We start from the raw sequence: 15,145 nt of genomic DNA on the forward strand, positions 1-15,145 counted from the left end.
CTCGCGAGAGTGGCGCCATGCAGCAGGGCGCCGGAGTAGGAGGTGGTCGGGGCGGATGTGGTCATGGCTGGAGAGTACGGCATCGGCCCCGGACATCGGCGGTTATGCAATAAAAGCAATAACTCTATTATGCGAAAAATTTTTCCAAACGGCAGCACGATTGACGGTGGACGCATAAATTTTTGACAACCATGGTACTATAAATTCAGTTCCAGCTGGCATTGTTACTTGTGGCAACTGTCCTGCGGATTTGCACTCACCCAAGAGAAACACAGCTGCTCCTATGCTGCTGTTGTACTCAGTCTTTTTTCGTTCAGTTATTCCTTTTCCAAGATAAATTATGAAGATCACTATCATTGGCACCGGTTATGTCGGCCTGGTTTCGGGTGCATGTTTTGCCGATGTCGGCAACACCGTCCTTTGCCTAGACGTCAACGACGAAAAGATCGCGATGCTCAAGAACGGCGTCATTCCTATCCATGAGCCGGGCCTGGACACCATGGTTGAACGCAACGCGGCCGCCGGCCGCCTGCTGTTCTCGACCAGCTACGACGAAGCCATAGCCCACGCCGAGTGCGTGTTCCTGGCGGTCGGCACCCCGCCCGACGAGGACGGCAGCGCCGACCTGACCCACATCCTGGCCGCAGCCCGTTCGATCGGACAGCGCATCGAGCAGCCGGTGGTGGTGGTCGACAAGTCGACCGTTCCGGTCGGCACTGCGGACAAAGTGCGCGCCGCCATCCAGGGCGAACTCGACAAGCGCGGCAGCAAGGTCGCGTTTTCGGTGGTCAGCAATCCAGAATTCCTGAAAGAGGGCGCGGCGATCGAGGACTTCATGCGTCCCGACCGCATCGTGGTCGGCAGCGACGACGCCAGCGCCACGCGCCTGATGCGCCAACTGTATGCGCCATTCAGCCGCAACCATGAAAAACTGGTCGAGATGGACGTGCGCAGCGCCGAACTGACCAAGTACGCGGCCAATGCCATGCTGGCCACCCGCATCAGCTTCATGAACGAGCTGGCCAATCTGGCCGAAGTGCTCGGCGCCGACATCGAGGCGGTGCGCCACGGCATGGGCCTGGACCCGCGCATCGGCTCGCAATTCCTGTACGCCGGCATGGGCTATGGTGGCTCCTGCTTCCCGAAGGACGTGAAAGCCCTGGTCAAGACCGGCGCCGACCACGAACAGACCCTGCACATCCTGGAAGCGACCGAGCGCGTCAACGATAACCAGAAGAACGTGCTGTTCAAGAAGCTGTCGCGCTTCTACGGCGGCGTGGAAAACCTGAGCGGCAAGACGATCGCCCTGTGGGGCCTGTCGTTCAAGCCGAACACCGACGACATGCGCGAAGCGCCAAGCCTGATCCTGCTGAAGGAACTGTTCGCCGCCGGTTGCCGCGTGCGCGCCTACGATCCGGTGGCCAGCAGCGAAGCGCTGCGCGTGCTGGAACGCGACCACGGCGCCGCCCGCGTCGAGGAAATGCTGACCATCGCCAGCTCGGCCACCGCCGCGGTCGACAATGCCGACGTGCTGGTGCTGGTGACCGAATGGAAGGAATTCCGCGCCCCGGACTTCCGCCACCTGGCCCAGACCCTGCGTGGCAAGGCCATCTTCGACGGCCGCAACATCTATGACCCGGCGGAAGTCGCCGAGGCTGGCCTGGCCTATGAAGGTATCGGCCGCGTCAGCCGGAAGGCCGCCTGATGATCGGGGGCAGCCACCGCATCCTGGTCACGGGCGCCGCCGGCTTCGTCGGCAGCTTCGTGGCGGCGCGCCTGGCGGCCATGGGCCACCAGGTGGTCGGTTGCGATAATTTCAACGACTACTACGATCCGCGCCTGAAACACGACCGCGTGGCGGCCCTGCTGGCGCCCGCCGGCGTCGCCTGCCACACGGTGGAGCTGGCCGATGCGGCCCAGGTCGCGGCGCTGTTCGAACGCGAGCGGCCAACGCTCGTGGTGCACCTGGCGGCCCAGGCCGGGGTGCGCTACTCGCTCGAGAACCCGGCCGCCTACGTGCAATCGAACCTGGTCGGATTCGGCAACATCCTCGAAGCCTGCCGCCACGGCAAGATCGAACACCTGCTGTACGCCAGCAGCAGCAGCGTGTACGGGGCCAACGCCAAGGTGCCGTTCAGCGAGGACGACCAGGTCGATGCCCCGGTCTCCCTGTACGCCGCGACCAAGAAGTCGAACGAGCTGATGGCGCACTCGTACAGCCACCTGTTCAAGCTGCCGGCCACGGGCCTGCGCTTCTTCACGGTCTACGGACCGTGGGGCCGGCCTGACATGGCTTACTTCAGCTTCGCCGAGAAGATGGCGCGCGGCGCCACGATCCCCGTATTCGCCGAGGGCTTGCTCACGCGCGACTTCACCTATATCGACGACATCGTCGAAGGCGTGGTGCGGCTGCTGTTCAAGCCGACGCCGGCCAGCGATACGAGCGCGCCGCACGCGGTGTTCAACATCGGCAACCACAATCCGGTGCGGGTGCTGGAATTCATCCAGACGCTGGAAAGCGTGATGGGCATCGAAGCGAGCAAGGAGTTCCTGCCGATGCAGCCGGGCGACGTGCCTGCCACGCATGCCGCGATCGACAAGCTCAAGGCGTGGGTCGACTTCGCGCCGACCACGCCGCTGGCCACCGGCCTGGCGAACTTCTGGACCTGGTACCGCGATTGGGCGCCGGGACGCAACTGAGACGGGAATGCGCATGAACGACCAGCCGCAAATCCTGCTGTTCCAGACCACCGACCCGGCCATGGTGAAGAAGCGCCTGCTGCGCTTCCGGGCCGCCTTCCTGAAGCTGGGACCGCACTGCCGGTTCGCCGCGATCTCGTACGCGCCGTCGGCGCGCACCGAGGTGCGCCGCGTGGTGCTGGACGGGATCGAGATCGAGCACCACGTCTACGGACCTGACGCGATGGACACCCTCGGCTATCCCGCCAAGGGCGCGGCGCGTCCATTCAAGCTCATTCCCGGCAACTGCGACCTGCCGCCGTTGCTGTTCCGGCGCGGGCAGCCGCAGTTCGGGCAATACTGGGTAGTCGAGGACGACGTCGAGTATTCGGGCGACATCCACGCGCTGTTCGCCGGCCTCGCCGATCGCAAGGCCGACCTGCTCGCCGCCCACCTGGCGCGCGGCTACGACGGCTGGACCTATTCCTCGATGCTGCGCGCACCGGGCACGGACATCACCCCGGCCAGCAGCTGGCTGGTCTTCCTGACCTTCTACCGCATCAGCGGGGCCGCGCTCGACCTCATCGACCGCTACTACCGCGAGGGCTGGAACGCGCACAGCGAGAACGCCTGGGCCACCATCCTCAAGCACGGTGGCATGAATGTGGTGGACTTCGGCGGCGCGGGCGAATTCGTGGCCGAGGAAGATCGCAACAAGCGCTACCAGGGTGTGGCCAACGACGGTTTCGAGAAACGCGGCAGCTTCGGGACCATGAATATCCGCCTGCGCGCCGGACGCGAGAAGGACCTGCTCTGGCATCCGATCAAGCCGCCCCGGGCCTGGCTACGCCAGACCCGCAAGCACTATATCTCGATCGCCAAATGGTATCTGGGCCGGGTCACGCGCACCTTGCGCCCGGGCCGGGCGCAGACCTGAGCGGAACGACCGGGGGCTTCGACAGCCCCCGTTTTCTTGTCAGGCCTCGGCGCTGACCCGCAGGAAGGTCTCGAACATCAGCACCGACCACAGCGGGGTGCTGTAGTCCTTGCTGCCGGCGATGTGTTGTTCGACCATCTCGCGCAGGAAGCGCTCGTTGAACATGCCGGTGTCGAGCAGCAGCGGGGACAGCGCCGCGGCGCGCAGCTTGTCGCGCAGCGGGCCGCGCAGCCAGGCCGCCAGCGGAATCGAAAAACCCTTCTTGGCGCGGTACAGCACGTCGTGCGAGAGGAAGGGCTCGAGCGACTTCTTGAAGATGTACTTGCCTTCGCCGCCGCCCAGCTTGATGTCTGGCGGCAGGGTCGAGGCCCATTCGACGAAGGTATGGTCCAAGAGCGGCACCCGCACCTCGAGCGAGTGCGCCATGCTGGCGCGGTCGACCTTGGTCAGGATGTCGCCCGGCAGCCAGGTCTTGAAGTCGAGGTACTGGATCAGCGACAGCGGATCGTCGGTCGGCGACTTGGCCGCGTGCTCGTGGAATACCTGGATCGCCTCGTAGCCCTGCAGCTCGCGCTTGAACGCGTCCGAGAACAGCTGGGCGCGGATCCGGTCCGGCATCTTCGACACGCCATGGAAGTAGCCCTCGACCGTGTCGCGCGCCAGCGCCTCGAAGGTAGTCTTGGCGCGGAACATGCGCGGCGCCCAGTCGGCCTTCGGATACAGCCGGCCCAGCGTGCCGAACACGGGTTTGCGCAGGCCGGCGGGCACCTTGTCGCGCACGCGCTGTTCGGCCATCGCGAAGCGGTAGCGGCGGTAGCCGGCGAAGCTCTCGTCGCCGCCGTCGCCCGACAGCGACACCGTGACGTGCTTGCGTGCCAGCTGGCACACGCGGTAGGTCGGGATCGCCGAGCTGTCGGCGAAGGGTTCGTCGTACAGGCGGCCCAGGGTGTCGATCAGGCCGTAGTCGTCCTTGTCCACGATCTGGGCGTGGTGGGTGGTGCGGTAGCGCGTGGCGACTTCGTTGGCATACTTCGATTCGTCGTACTCAGGGTCGTCGAAGCCGATCGAGCAGGTGACCACCGAGTCGGGATTCTGCTGCGCCATCATCGCCACCACTGCGCTCGAATCGACGCCGCCCGACAGGAAGGCGCCCAGCGGCACGTCGGCCACCATCTGGCTCTGCACGCATTCCTGCAGGCGCGCCGTCAGTTCCTGTTCGATTTCCTGCATCGGGCGCTCTTGGCCGCGCTGGAACGGGATGTCCCAGTACTGCTCCGGTTTCACCTCGGTGTCGCCCGCGCGTAGGGTGATGCGGTGGCCCGGCGCCAATTTGAAGGCGCCGTGGAAGATGGTGTGCGGTTCCGGCACGTAGCCGAAGGCGAAGTAATCCTCAACCGCGCGCGGGTTGAGCTTGCGCGACAGTTCGGGGTGGGTCATGATCGATTTCAGCTCGGAGCCGAACACGAACAGGCCGTTCGGCAGCAGCGCATAGAACATCGGCTTGACGCCCAGGTGGTCGCGCGCCAGGAACAGCGTCTGCTTTTTCCGGTCCCAGATGGCGAAGGCGAACATGCCGCGCAGGCGCTGCAGGCAGTCCTGGCCCCAGGCCTGGTAGGCGTGCAGCAGCACCTCGGTGTCCGACTTGGTGCGGAAGGCGAAGCCGAGCGCGACCAGCTCGTCGCGCAGTTCGCGGTAGTTGTAGATCTCGCCGTTGAACACCATCACCACGTCGCCCTGGGCGTTGCGGATCGGCTGCTGGCCGCTGGCCAGGTCGATCACCGACAGCCGGCGGTGGCCCATGCCGAGCGCCGTTTCCAGATACAGCTCGCCTTCGTCCGGGCCGCGGTGGTGCTGGCTCTCGTTCATGCGGCCCAGCGCTCCGCGGTCGATCTCGCGTGTTCCCTGGGTATCAAAAATGCCGACGATTCCGCACATGCTCGTTCACTTCCTGCGTTGTTTAGGTATTCAAGGGTTGATGCAGCCGGGCCGGCGCCTTGCGCGCGACCAGGCCGTCGTACAGCGCCATATAGGCGCGCAGCATGGCGTCCATGCTGTATTTCTCTTCGATGCGCGCGCGTGCGGCGGCGCCATGGCGCGCCATCATGTCTGGGTCCTGCACGTAGCGCGCCAGCGCCTCGGCCAACGCATCTGTTTCGACCGGCACCAGCAGGCCGTGCACGCCATCGGCGACCACTTCGGGGATGCCGCCGACGTTCGAGCATACCGACGGCAGGCCGCAAGCCATCGCCTCCAGCAGCGAGACCGGCGTGCCCTCGGCCAGCGAGGGCAGGGCGAACACGTCGAAGCCGTGCAGCAGCTCGGCCACGTCGGCGCGCGCGCCGGGCAGCCAGACCGCGTCCTGCAGGCGGGCTTGCGCCACCTGTTCGCGGATCGCGCCCAGCAGCGGGCCGTCGCCGACGATGGTGAGTTTCAGGCGCGCGCGCAGGGCGGGCAGGCGTTCGCGCAGCAGGGCGAAGGCGGCCACCAGGCTGCGGTGGTTCTTGACGTCCTGCACCCGCGCCACGGCGCCGATCACGATATCGTCCGGCGCCCAGGGAGCTGCGGTGAGCGCATCCGCGCGCGGCTTGAAGCGTTCGGTGTCGACGCCGTTCTTGATCGGGTGGTTCTTCGCGGCCGGTATCCGGACCACGTCGGCCAGCCAGCGCTGTAAATCATCGGAGACCGGAATGTAGCGGTCGATGAAGGGCGACAGGCGGCGGCGCAGGAAGTTGTGCTTCGGGTTCAGGCCATGCGGGTCGGATGCATCGCGGCCATGCTCGGCATGGATCCGCACCGGCACCCCGGCCAGGGCCGCGGTGAAGCAGAACTCCATCGCCGCCAGGTTATAGGTGTGCAGGATGGCCGGACGCAGGCGCCGCATCAGCTTCCAGAAGTCGACGTGCACTTGCGCGCCGTTCCCGGGCGGCTTGTTCAGGGCGAACAACTCGACCCCGGGCTGGGTGATGCGCTGGGAAAAATCCGAATAACGCGTCAGGCACACCACCGCATGCCGGTATTTCTCGGACGGCAGGCGGTTGATGCAGTCGACCAGCAGCGTCTCCAGCCCGCCCACGTCGAGCGAGTAGACCAGGTGCACGACCAGGGGCCGCTGGGCATTCAGGACGGACAGCTCGCTATGCATGGTCGTGCGCGTCAATGGGTGCGCGCATGGTCCAGCGCGCGCTCGACCGCCTGGCCCTGGCCCGCCAGGAAGGCGCGCAGGGCGGCGCGCGCGGCTTCCGGATTGTCGCGCACCGGCGCCGACAGCAGCACCACGGCGCCGTCGTCGCCGCGGAAGCGCAGCTTGGCCTGGGCCTGCAGCAGCTTGCCGACGTAGTTGTTGGCCGTCAGGTGGCCATCGATCGACATCCACTGCCACACCAGGATCTGGCCGCCCGGGCCGTTCAGGCGCGTCTCGCGCAGGGTCAGCGGCTGGCCGCCCAGGGTTTCGCTGCGCAGCGCGCCGCCGACCGCATGCCAGGCATCGTCCGAGGTGGCCAGGGTGTTGACGGAGCTGATCAGGGCCTTGCCGTTGCGCTGGTTGCGGTAGTACATGATGTCGAGCGCGACCGGCGGCATGCTTTCGCTGTTGCGGAAGGTGGCGCGGTAGGTCGCGTCCGGGTTGACCCAGCGCGGGGTCCAGCTGGCGAATGGCGCCACCTGCGGCCAGCTCACCGCCACCGTGGACAGCTGCACCGGCTGCGGATTGAGGTTGGCGGCGTCGTTGTAGCGCGCGAAGCCCGGCCACACGGCGGTGAGCGCCACCACGGCGGCGCACATTGCCGCCATGCGGGCCATCGAGGCCGGCGCCGGGTTGCCCGGCACGGTAGCGGCGGCCGTCGTGGCCGCATCAGCGACCGGCAGCTCGTCGTCGTCGCGCCAGAAGCTGCCGACCCAGAACATCAGCAGCATCACCAGGCCGAAGAACACCCAGCCATAGATCAGGTGGTCGACGCCGGTGGCCAGTTCCATGCCCGACAGGTGGCCGATCATCACGATCATGTAGGCGCGCAAGCCGTTGGCAATGATCGGCACCACGATCGACACCGCCACGAACAGCAGGCGCTTTTTGGTGGAGCGGTAGGTCAGGTAGGCGTACAGGCAGCCCAGGGTGAACGAGGAAATCAGGTAGCGCACGCCGCTGCAGGCTTCGACCACCGACCAGGAACCGGTCGGCAGCTCGAAGCGGGTGCCGTTGCGCAGCACCGGGATGCCGGTGGCCTGCACCGCCCACACGGTGAAGTCGGCGGTGAGGTTGATCAGGGGGCCGACGAAGACTTCGCCAAACGGGACGGCCAGCAGCAGGAAAAGAAGGGGAAAAGCCAGTGCCCCCGCCAGGCGCGGGCCCAGCATGGCCAGCGCGATCACCGGGAACATCGAGACGAAGGCGTACTGCATCACCACCTGCACCTCGCCCATGCGCGCCAGCAGCCAGCCGGCGCCCAGCATGGCCAGCAGCAGCAGGGCCGGGGCCCAGGGCCGCGCCGGCACCGCATTGAACACCGCGCGCCGGCGCCAGATCAGCCACAGGCTGATCGGCAGGATGGCGTAGCCGTGGGCGAAGGTCTCGGAACTGTTCCAGATCGTCACCAGCGACTGGGCGGTGCCGAGGTAGAGGAAGAAGGGGGCCAGCAGGGCGAGCGCGATCAGCATCGCGCTCGAGGGCGCCAGCGGAGTCGCGGCGACGCCGGGTGCGGCGGCGGCCAGGTCGTTGGGTGGGTTCACGAGCATTCCAGTCGCTCCTCGATGCAGGCCAGGTTGCTCGGCCAGCTGTAATGATGTTCTACCCGCGCCCGTGCGGCGCGGCCCATGTCATGGTTGCTGCGCGCCAGCAGGGTCCCCAGGGCCGCGATCCAGGCCGGGGCGCCGTCGGCCACCGCCAGCTCCTGGTCCGGCACCGCGTCGATGCCTTCCAGCGCCTGCGGCGAGACCACCGTCGGCGTGCCCATGGCCATCGCCTCGAGTACCTTGTTCTGGATGCCGCGCGCGATGCGCAGCGGCGCCACCGCCAGCGTGGCGTGGCGGATATAGGGACGCACGTCGGGCACGGTGCCGGTCACGGTCACGCCGGGCAGCTGGCCCAGGGCCTGGACCTGCGGGTTCGGGCGCGAGCCGACGATGTAGAAGCGCAGCGCCGGGTCGTGCGCGGCGAGGGCCGGGAACACGTCGTCGCAGAACCACTGCACGGCGTCGACATTGGGCCAGTAATCCATGGCGCCGGTGAACACCAGCGCCCGCTCATTCGGAGCGAACGGGCTGGCCAGCTCGTGCTCGGGCGAGAAGTAATCGGTGTCGACCCCGTTGCTGAAGTGGCCGATGCGCGCCACGCTCTCGGGCGCCAGCTGGCGGAACAGGTCGGCCTCGGGCTTGGAGACGAACAGCGAGGCGTCGTACTGGCTGGCCACCTGGCGCTCGTAGCGCAGCAGCTGGCGCGCCTCGTGGCGGTACAGCCAGCTCATGGGCCAGGACTTCTTGTCGGCGTACTGGCGCCATTTGTCCGAGTCGACGTCGCAGAAGTCGATCACGCGGCGCGCGTCGCGATGGTGGTCGACGTATTGCGCCATCGGCGACGAGAACACCATCACGCGCTTGATGCCATGCGCGGCCACGGTCTGCTCGACCCAGCGCGCCATGCCGGCATCCTGGTAGTAGTCCAGCGACAGCGAGCGGTTCTTGACCAGCGCGCCCAGGCTGCGCACGCGCGCCAGCAGGGGATTGAGCGCTGCGAAATGGCTGCTGGCGCACATCGCCTCCACCTTGGGCACGTGCTGCCAGTCGTCGGCGTCGTCCACGAAGGTGGCCAGGTGCACCCGGTAGTCGCGCGCCAGGTGCTTGAGCAGGTTGTACGAGCGGATCTTGTCGCCCTTGTTGGGCGGGTAGGGGATGCGGTGGATCAGGAGCAGCAGGTCTTGCACGGCATTACCCCAGGTTGCGCACGATGTAGGGACCGAGGAAGTTCGCCACCGGCATGGGCAGCTTCTTCCACATCTTGATGAACAGCTGGTACTTCGGGTTCAGCGGATTGTTGTCCGGCAGCGCGGTCGATGCGTACAGCTTGTATTCGTAGGGCAGCGGCTGGGCTTCGAAGCCCCAGTTCTTCTTGAAGTCGTAGGCGCCGGTGCCCAGCTTGCTGCGGCCGAAGTCGAAGATGCGGCAACCGCGCGCGGCGGCGGCCTGCATCAGGTTCCAGTACATGAAGTCATTGCCGGCCACGCTGCGCGCCAGGTCGGTGCCGCCGCCGTAGTAGGGCACCACTTCGTCGCGCCAGTAGAACGACAGCACCGAGCCGACCAGGCGGTCGTCTTCGGTCAGGATCGTGCGCACCTCGCACTCGTCGCCGAAGGTCGTCTGCAGCAGGGCGAAGTATTTTTTCGGGAACACCGGGGTGCCCAGGCGCAGCACGCTGGTGGCATAGGCCTCGAACATGCGGTCGACGTTGTCCTCGACCACGCCTTTCAGGTTGAGCTTGATCCCCTTGCGCACCATGGCGCGCTGCTTGCGCGGGATGGCGTTCATATTGGCCTCGTCGTCGCCCGTGATCTCCTTGCGGAAGGTGACGTAGAGTTCCTTGGTGTGCCAGGAAGCGTCGCCCGGATGGGCGCGGTGCATGCCGCGGTATTCCAGGTGGCCCACGCCGAGCTTCTTGGCCAGCAGGTCGGCCGCTTCGTCGAGCAGCGCGCGTGCGCCGTCGTTCAGCGCCGCCACGCCGCCGTAGACGCAGAACGGCATCGCGCCCAGCGAATGGCCGAACAGGCGGCTCTTGATCTCGGCCAGCGGCAGCACGCCCTCGATCTGGCCGTCCTGTTCCACGAAGTAGAACCAGGTCTTGATGCCGAACGACTGCTCGATGACTTTCTGCCAGCCCGACAGGTGGAAGAAAGTGGCGTTGGGGCAGGCGCGCACGAAAGCGTCCCAGCGCGCGCAATCCTGCGGCTGCATCAGGCGCAGGGTCTGGGCGCTGGCGGTGCCTGCGGTGGAAGGCATCGCGCGCCTGGCCTGCGCCGCTTCGATGATCGAGTTCATGGCTTGTCCAGGAAGATGCGGTCCATGCGGTCCCACTTGAAGTCGCGCGCCAGCTGTTCCAGGCGCCGCTCCATGCGGTCGATATTGACGTAGTGGCGGAAGCGCGCCTTGGCGCCCAGGCCTTCGGGACGCGGCTGGCCGGGATCGACTTCCCATGGGTGGAAGTAGAACAGGGCCGGTTCGCCGTCCTCGCGGTTGACCTTTTCCATCATCCAGCGCGACAGCGCGTAGGGCAGCAGGCGGAAGTAGCCGCCGCCGCCGGCCGGCAGGTTGCGGCCCGCCATCTTGACCGTGGTGATCGGCACTTCCAGCAGTCCGTCCGGGCCGTTCGGGTAAAAGGCGAAGCGCGGCGCGTCCGGCATGCCGTAGTGGTCGTGGGCGATCGGATAGATGCTCGAGCTGTAGCGGTAGCCGGCTTCGTGCAGCGCGTCCAGCGCCCACAGGTTGGCGTGGCCGATCGAGAAGCTCGGCGCGCGGTAGCCCACCACGGCCTGGCCGCCGATGTCTTCCAGTAGCGCCTTGCTCGACCGGATGTCGTTGTCGAATTCGGCGCGGCTCTGGTCCGAGGCGCGCAGGTGGCCGTAGCCGTGGCTGGCCAGTTCGTGGCCGGCATCGACGATCCGGCGCACCATGGCGGGATAGCGCTCGGCGATCCAGCCCAGGGTGAAGAAGGTAGCGCGTACGCCGTGGCGCTCGTACAGCGCCAGGATGCGTTCCATATTGGCCTCGACCCGGCATTCGCGGGTCGGCCAGCTGGCGCGGTCGATATAGGGGGCGAAGGCCGAGACCTGGAAGTAATCCTCGACGTCGCAGGTCATCGCATTGCGGATCTGTTCGCCCGGCGCGGGACGCGGGCGGGCGGCGGGAGCGGTCATTTTCATGCCAAGTCCATTCCTGAAAAGGGGGCTAGTTCCGGGTTATTCCTGGTCCAGCTGGCGCTGCGAGCCGGGCGGGGTGGCGGCGATCTTCTTGAGGATCGACAGCACCGAGACGATCGATTTTTCGAGGCGCATCATGCGTTCGTCGAGCTGCTCGACGCTGGCGGTGCGCCGTTCGCCGTGCTGCAGGTCGTGCTGGCCTGAGGCAGCGCGCATGGACGCCGGATCCGGCTCGCCCAGTCCATCCGGGGCCTGGAACTCGTCCGAGATGTCGCGCACCACTTCCTCGATATGGGCGCCGGTGAATCCATGCAGCTCTTCGAGGTAGCCCATCAGCAGCACGCGGTCCATCAGCGTATTGGTCTTGCGCGGGATGCCGCCGCTGTAGGCGTAGATCACCGCGTGCGCACTGTCGTCGAAGGCGGGATCGCCCTTCCAGCCGACCGTGGCCAGGCGGTGCTCGACGTAGGCGCGGGTTTCCGGCGCATCCATCGGCCCCAGGTGGTAGCTGGCGATCACGCGCTGGCGCAGCTGCTGCATGGTGGGGCTGTGCAGCGTGGCGCGGAATTCCGGCTGTCCGAGCAGGAAGGTTTGCAGCAGCGAGCGGTCGTCGGTCTGGAAGTTGGACAGCATGCGCAGTTCCTCGACCGTGCGCGCGTTCAGGTTCTGGGCCTCGTCGATTACGAGCAGGGCGCGCTTGCCCTGGCGGTCGACCGAGCGCAAAAATTGTTCCAGGCGATTGAGCAGCTCGGCCTTGCTGGCGCCCTCGTAGGGCAGGCCGAAGGCGGAGACCACCATGCGCAGCGTGTCTTCCGGATCGAGGCTGGTGTTGACGATGTGCGCCGCCACGATCTGGTCGAGCGGGATGTGGCCCAGCAGGTTGCGCACCAGCGTGGTCTTGCCGGCGCCCACTTCGCCCGTGATGACGATGAAGCCCTCTCCCTGCGACAGGCCGTATTCGAGGTAGGCCATGGCGCGCTTGTGGCCCTTGGAGCCAAAGAAGAAGTGCGGGTCCGGGCGGAGCTGGAAGGGCTTGGCCGACAGGCCATAATAGGATTCGTACATCGTGGTTCCGTTCTGGTTCCGTTGCGCTTAAAACATCATCATCAGGCTGGCCGATACCGAATTCTCGGTATAGGTGCCGGCGCTGGTCCGGTTGCCGAGATCGCCGCTGCGGCGGCGCACGTCGACCGAGGCCCGGGCATCGCCGAAGCGGCGCGTCAGGCCCACGCGCATCGTGCGCTGGTAGTTGCGGTAATCGGTGTTGCGCGATTCGCTTTCGTCGAGATCGTAGCCGGCGACCAGGTTGGACTGGGAGTTGAGCCGGTAGGTGTAATACCCGGTGAGCCCATGCTGGCGCACGTTGTCGCTGAAGCGGCCCTGCTGGCTGCCCAGCAAGGGGCTGTCGCTCTGCTGGTCGGAGATCGCGTTGCGGTCGCTGACGTGGGCCGAGAGCGAGGCGCTGCTGCGTCCCTTGCGGTACACCATCGATGCGCGCAGCATCTTCTGGCGCATGAAGCGGTTGCTCAGGTAATTGACGCTTTCCGACAGCGACGGCGGCAAGCCGGTCTGCTGCAGATAGGCCTGCACGACCCGCGCGCGCTCGATCGGATCGGGGTAGGCGGTCGCGAACATGCGGTCGAGCAGGCCGGCGGTGTCGATGGTCGACGGCAGCAGGAATTGCTGGCGCGAGGTGGTGATCGTGTCGGCGTAGGTGAGGTTCCAGCTGGTGCGGCGGGTGCGGTGCGTGGCCAGCAGGCTGCCGGTATTGCCATAGAAGTGGCGTCCGGCCGTGGCCTGCAGGCTGGTGCGCGCCGAAGGCGTCCAGCGAAAGCCCAGCGACCAGTTGGCGCCCTGGTCGCCGCCGCCCAGGCCCTCGAACTCGTAGCGGTCGTAGCCTCCGTTGGCCAGCAGCGCCAGGCGGCCGCTGACCATGTAGCTCAGGTTGGCCGCCAGGGTCTCGCTGGAAGAGTCGCCATAGCGGTCGCCTTTCAGCTCCTGCTTGTTGTAGTTGATGCCCCAGCCGATGGTGCGGAACGACGGACCGCTGGCCAGCATGGCTTGCAGGGTGTCGCCGCCGGTGCGCCGGAATCCGACGTTCTCGCCGCCGCCCACCGAGTCGCGCGTGTAGCGCAGCTGGCCGGAAGCGGTGTTGCCAAAGCGGTGCACAAGGTATGGGCTGATGCTCCAGGTTTCGATGTCGGTACGGTTGTTGCGCGAATACGCATCGTTGTTGATCCGGGGGCCGAAGGCGGAGATGTTCTGCTGGCCGCGGGAGGCGCTCGCGTCGATGAAGAACAGGTCCCGGGCCAGCTCGCCGCGCAGGTTGCCGCGGTAGCTGCGCTGGATGGTGGCCGGACTGCGGAAGGCGCCATCCTCGTCCGCGCCGGGACTGCCGTCGAGGCCACGTTCGTCGCTATCGTGCAGGTAGTGGAAGGCGTGCAGCTGGGCTGCCGCGTTCACGGTCAGGCGCCGGCTGCGCTGGGTGACCTCGAAGCCTGGCGACACTTGGGTGATCAGTTCGCTGTGCGCGAGTGAATCATCGGTCAGGTTGACGTTGTCGGTCCAGATCTCGCTCAGTGTCATGGTCGGCGTCACGCGCCAGTCGGCATGCGCGGGAACGGAGGCCAGCAGCAGCGCGGCCGCCATCGGCGCCAGACGCAAGGTCCCGCGCCCGGCGCCGATGCTGGCGGCGGAAAGCTTAGCCGTAGTGATAGTCATACGTTTCTTCGATGCCGGGAATGTCCCTGGTCTTGTTATAGATGAGATTGACGTTGCTCATGCCTTCGAGCTGGTGCAGCGACTCCTTGACCGCATGCTGGGTCGTGGTCTGGGCTTCCACCACCACCACGATCTGGCCCATGTGGCTGGCCAGCACGCGCGCTTCGCTGGTCAGCATCAGCGGCGGCGAATCGAAGATGATGATGCGGTCGGGGTAGCGGTTCGCCAGCTCGTTCAGCATGGCCGTCATCGTCGAGCTGGCCAGCAGTTCGGTGGCGCGCGGCGTGGCGGTGCCAGCCGGCAGGATGGCCAGCGTATCGACGTTGGTGCGCAGCATGACGTCCGCCAGGTCGAGTTCCTTGTCCACCAGGATGTCCATCAGGCCGCGCTGGGTTGGCAGGCCAAGGGTGCGCAGCACCGATGGGCGCGCCACGTCGGCATCGACCAGCAGCACGGTATGGTCGAGCTCCATGGCGATGCTCATCGCCAGGTTGATCGCGCAGTAGGTCTTGCCTTCGCCGGGCAGCGAGCTGGTGATCATGATCAGGTTGGCCGGGTTGTCCTTCGGACCGCGCTCGGCGAAGGCGCGCTTGAGCAGCGGACGCTTGATGATGCGGAATTCTTCCAGCAGGTTGGTGCGGCCGCCAGCGGCGGTGACCATGCCCAGTTCGCGCATCCGGTTCAGGTCGAGTTCGACGCGCCGCGTGCGGGCAGGCGCTGCGCCAGGGGCGGCGCCCGGCAGCGCTTGCGCGGCTTCCGTCGCAGGCACTTCCACCAGGACGGCGGCGGGCGCGGCATCCGCGCCGGCCTCGGCCGGCAAATGGTTGACGGCGGGGGCGGCGTTCTGGCGCTGCTTGTCGATGCGGCTGGCCGCTTTTTCGATAATACTCACATTCACTCCTTGTAG

12 protein-coding genes are annotated in these 15,145 nt (G+C 66.6%); 3 read left to right on the forward strand and 9 right to left on the reverse strand.

The features are described 5' to 3' along the window. The first annotated feature begins 340 nt into the window (after positions 1 to 340). The 3 genes from SOM61_RS05460 to SOM61_RS05470 are packed head-to-tail and all read left to right on the forward strand — an operon-like array spanning position 341 to position 3,616. Positions 341 to 1,705 (forward strand): UDP-glucose dehydrogenase family protein, encoded by a 1,365-nt coding sequence (locus tag SOM61_RS05460; protein WP_320473166.1) that lies wholly within the window; start codon positions 341 to 343, stop codon positions 1,703 to 1,705. Continuing rightward, complete coding sequence (locus SOM61_RS05465) at positions 1,705 to 2,700, forward strand: NAD-dependent epimerase/dehydratase family protein (RefSeq protein WP_320473167.1); 996 nt, start codon at positions 1,705 to 1,707, stop codon at positions 2,698 to 2,700. The genes SOM61_RS05460 and SOM61_RS05465 overlap by 1 nt, the downstream gene beginning before the upstream one ends. A 13-nt stretch (positions 2,701 to 2,713) precedes the next feature. Next, on the forward strand, positions 2,714 to 3,616 hold the full coding sequence (locus SOM61_RS05470; protein WP_320473168.1) for a hypothetical protein: 903 nt from the start codon (positions 2,714 to 2,716) through the stop codon (positions 3,614 to 3,616). A gap of 39 nt (positions 3,617 to 3,655) precedes the next feature. Here SOM61_RS05470 and SOM61_RS05475 read toward each other — a convergent pair whose 3' ends face one another. The 9 genes from SOM61_RS05475 to SOM61_RS05515 are packed head-to-tail and all read right to left on the reverse strand — an operon-like array spanning position 3,656 to position 15,130. Continuing rightward, positions 3,656 to 5,551 (reverse strand): XrtA/PEP-CTERM system amidotransferase, encoded by a 1,896-nt coding sequence (locus SOM61_RS05475; RefSeq protein ID WP_320473169.1) that lies wholly within the window; start codon positions 5,549 to 5,551, stop codon positions 3,656 to 3,658. A 22-nt stretch (positions 5,552 to 5,573) separates the two neighbouring features. Then, entirely contained in the window at positions 5,574 to 6,758 is a 1,185-nt protein-coding gene (locus SOM61_RS05480) for a TIGR03088 family PEP-CTERM/XrtA system glycosyltransferase (protein WP_320473170.1), read from the reverse strand. A gap of 11 nt (positions 6,759 to 6,769) precedes the next feature. Beyond that, positions 6,770 to 8,347 (reverse strand): exosortase A, encoded by a 1,578-nt coding sequence (gene xrtA / locus SOM61_RS05485; protein ID WP_320473171.1) that lies wholly within the window; start codon positions 8,345 to 8,347, stop codon positions 6,770 to 6,772. After that, entirely contained in the window at positions 8,338 to 9,531 is a 1,194-nt protein-coding gene (locus tag SOM61_RS05490; protein ID WP_320473172.1) for a TIGR03087 family PEP-CTERM/XrtA system glycosyltransferase, read from the reverse strand. The genes xrtA and SOM61_RS05490 overlap by 10 nt, the downstream gene beginning before the upstream one ends. Before the next feature lie 4 nt (positions 9,532 to 9,535). Further along, a complete protein-coding gene (locus SOM61_RS05495; RefSeq protein ID WP_320473173.1) occupies positions 9,536 to 10,639 on the reverse strand; it encodes a FemAB family XrtA/PEP-CTERM system-associated protein in 1,104 nt (367 codons plus the stop codon). Further along, positions 10,636 to 11,520, reverse strand: coding sequence for an XrtA system polysaccharide deacetylase (locus SOM61_RS05500; RefSeq protein ID WP_320473174.1), 885 nt, complete (start codon positions 11,518 to 11,520; stop codon positions 10,636 to 10,638). The genes SOM61_RS05495 and SOM61_RS05500 overlap by 4 nt, the downstream gene beginning before the upstream one ends. A gap of 36 nt (positions 11,521 to 11,556) precedes the next feature. Next, a complete protein-coding gene (locus tag SOM61_RS05505; RefSeq protein WP_320473175.1) occupies positions 11,557 to 12,582 on the reverse strand; it encodes an XrtA/PEP-CTERM system-associated ATPase in 1,026 nt (341 codons plus the stop codon). Positions 12,583 to 12,609: 27 nt separating this feature from the next. Then, positions 12,610 to 14,238 (reverse strand): TIGR03016 family PEP-CTERM system-associated outer membrane protein, encoded by a 1,629-nt coding sequence (locus SOM61_RS05510; RefSeq protein ID WP_320473176.1) that lies wholly within the window; start codon positions 14,236 to 14,238, stop codon positions 12,610 to 12,612. Beyond that, the gene (locus tag SOM61_RS05515) at positions 14,219 to 15,130 is read right to left on the reverse strand and encodes an XrtA-associated tyrosine autokinase (protein WP_320473177.1); all 912 of its coding nucleotides are present in this window, start codon (positions 15,128 to 15,130) and stop codon (positions 14,219 to 14,221) included. Before SOM61_RS05515 ends, SOM61_RS05510 begins: the two co-directional genes overlap by 20 nt. Between the last annotated feature and the right edge of the window lie 15 nt (positions 15,131 to 15,145).

The organism is Massilia sp. CFBP9012, assembly GCF_034045115.1.
GTDB lineage: Bacteria > Pseudomonadota > Gammaproteobacteria > Burkholderiales > Burkholderiaceae_D > Telluria.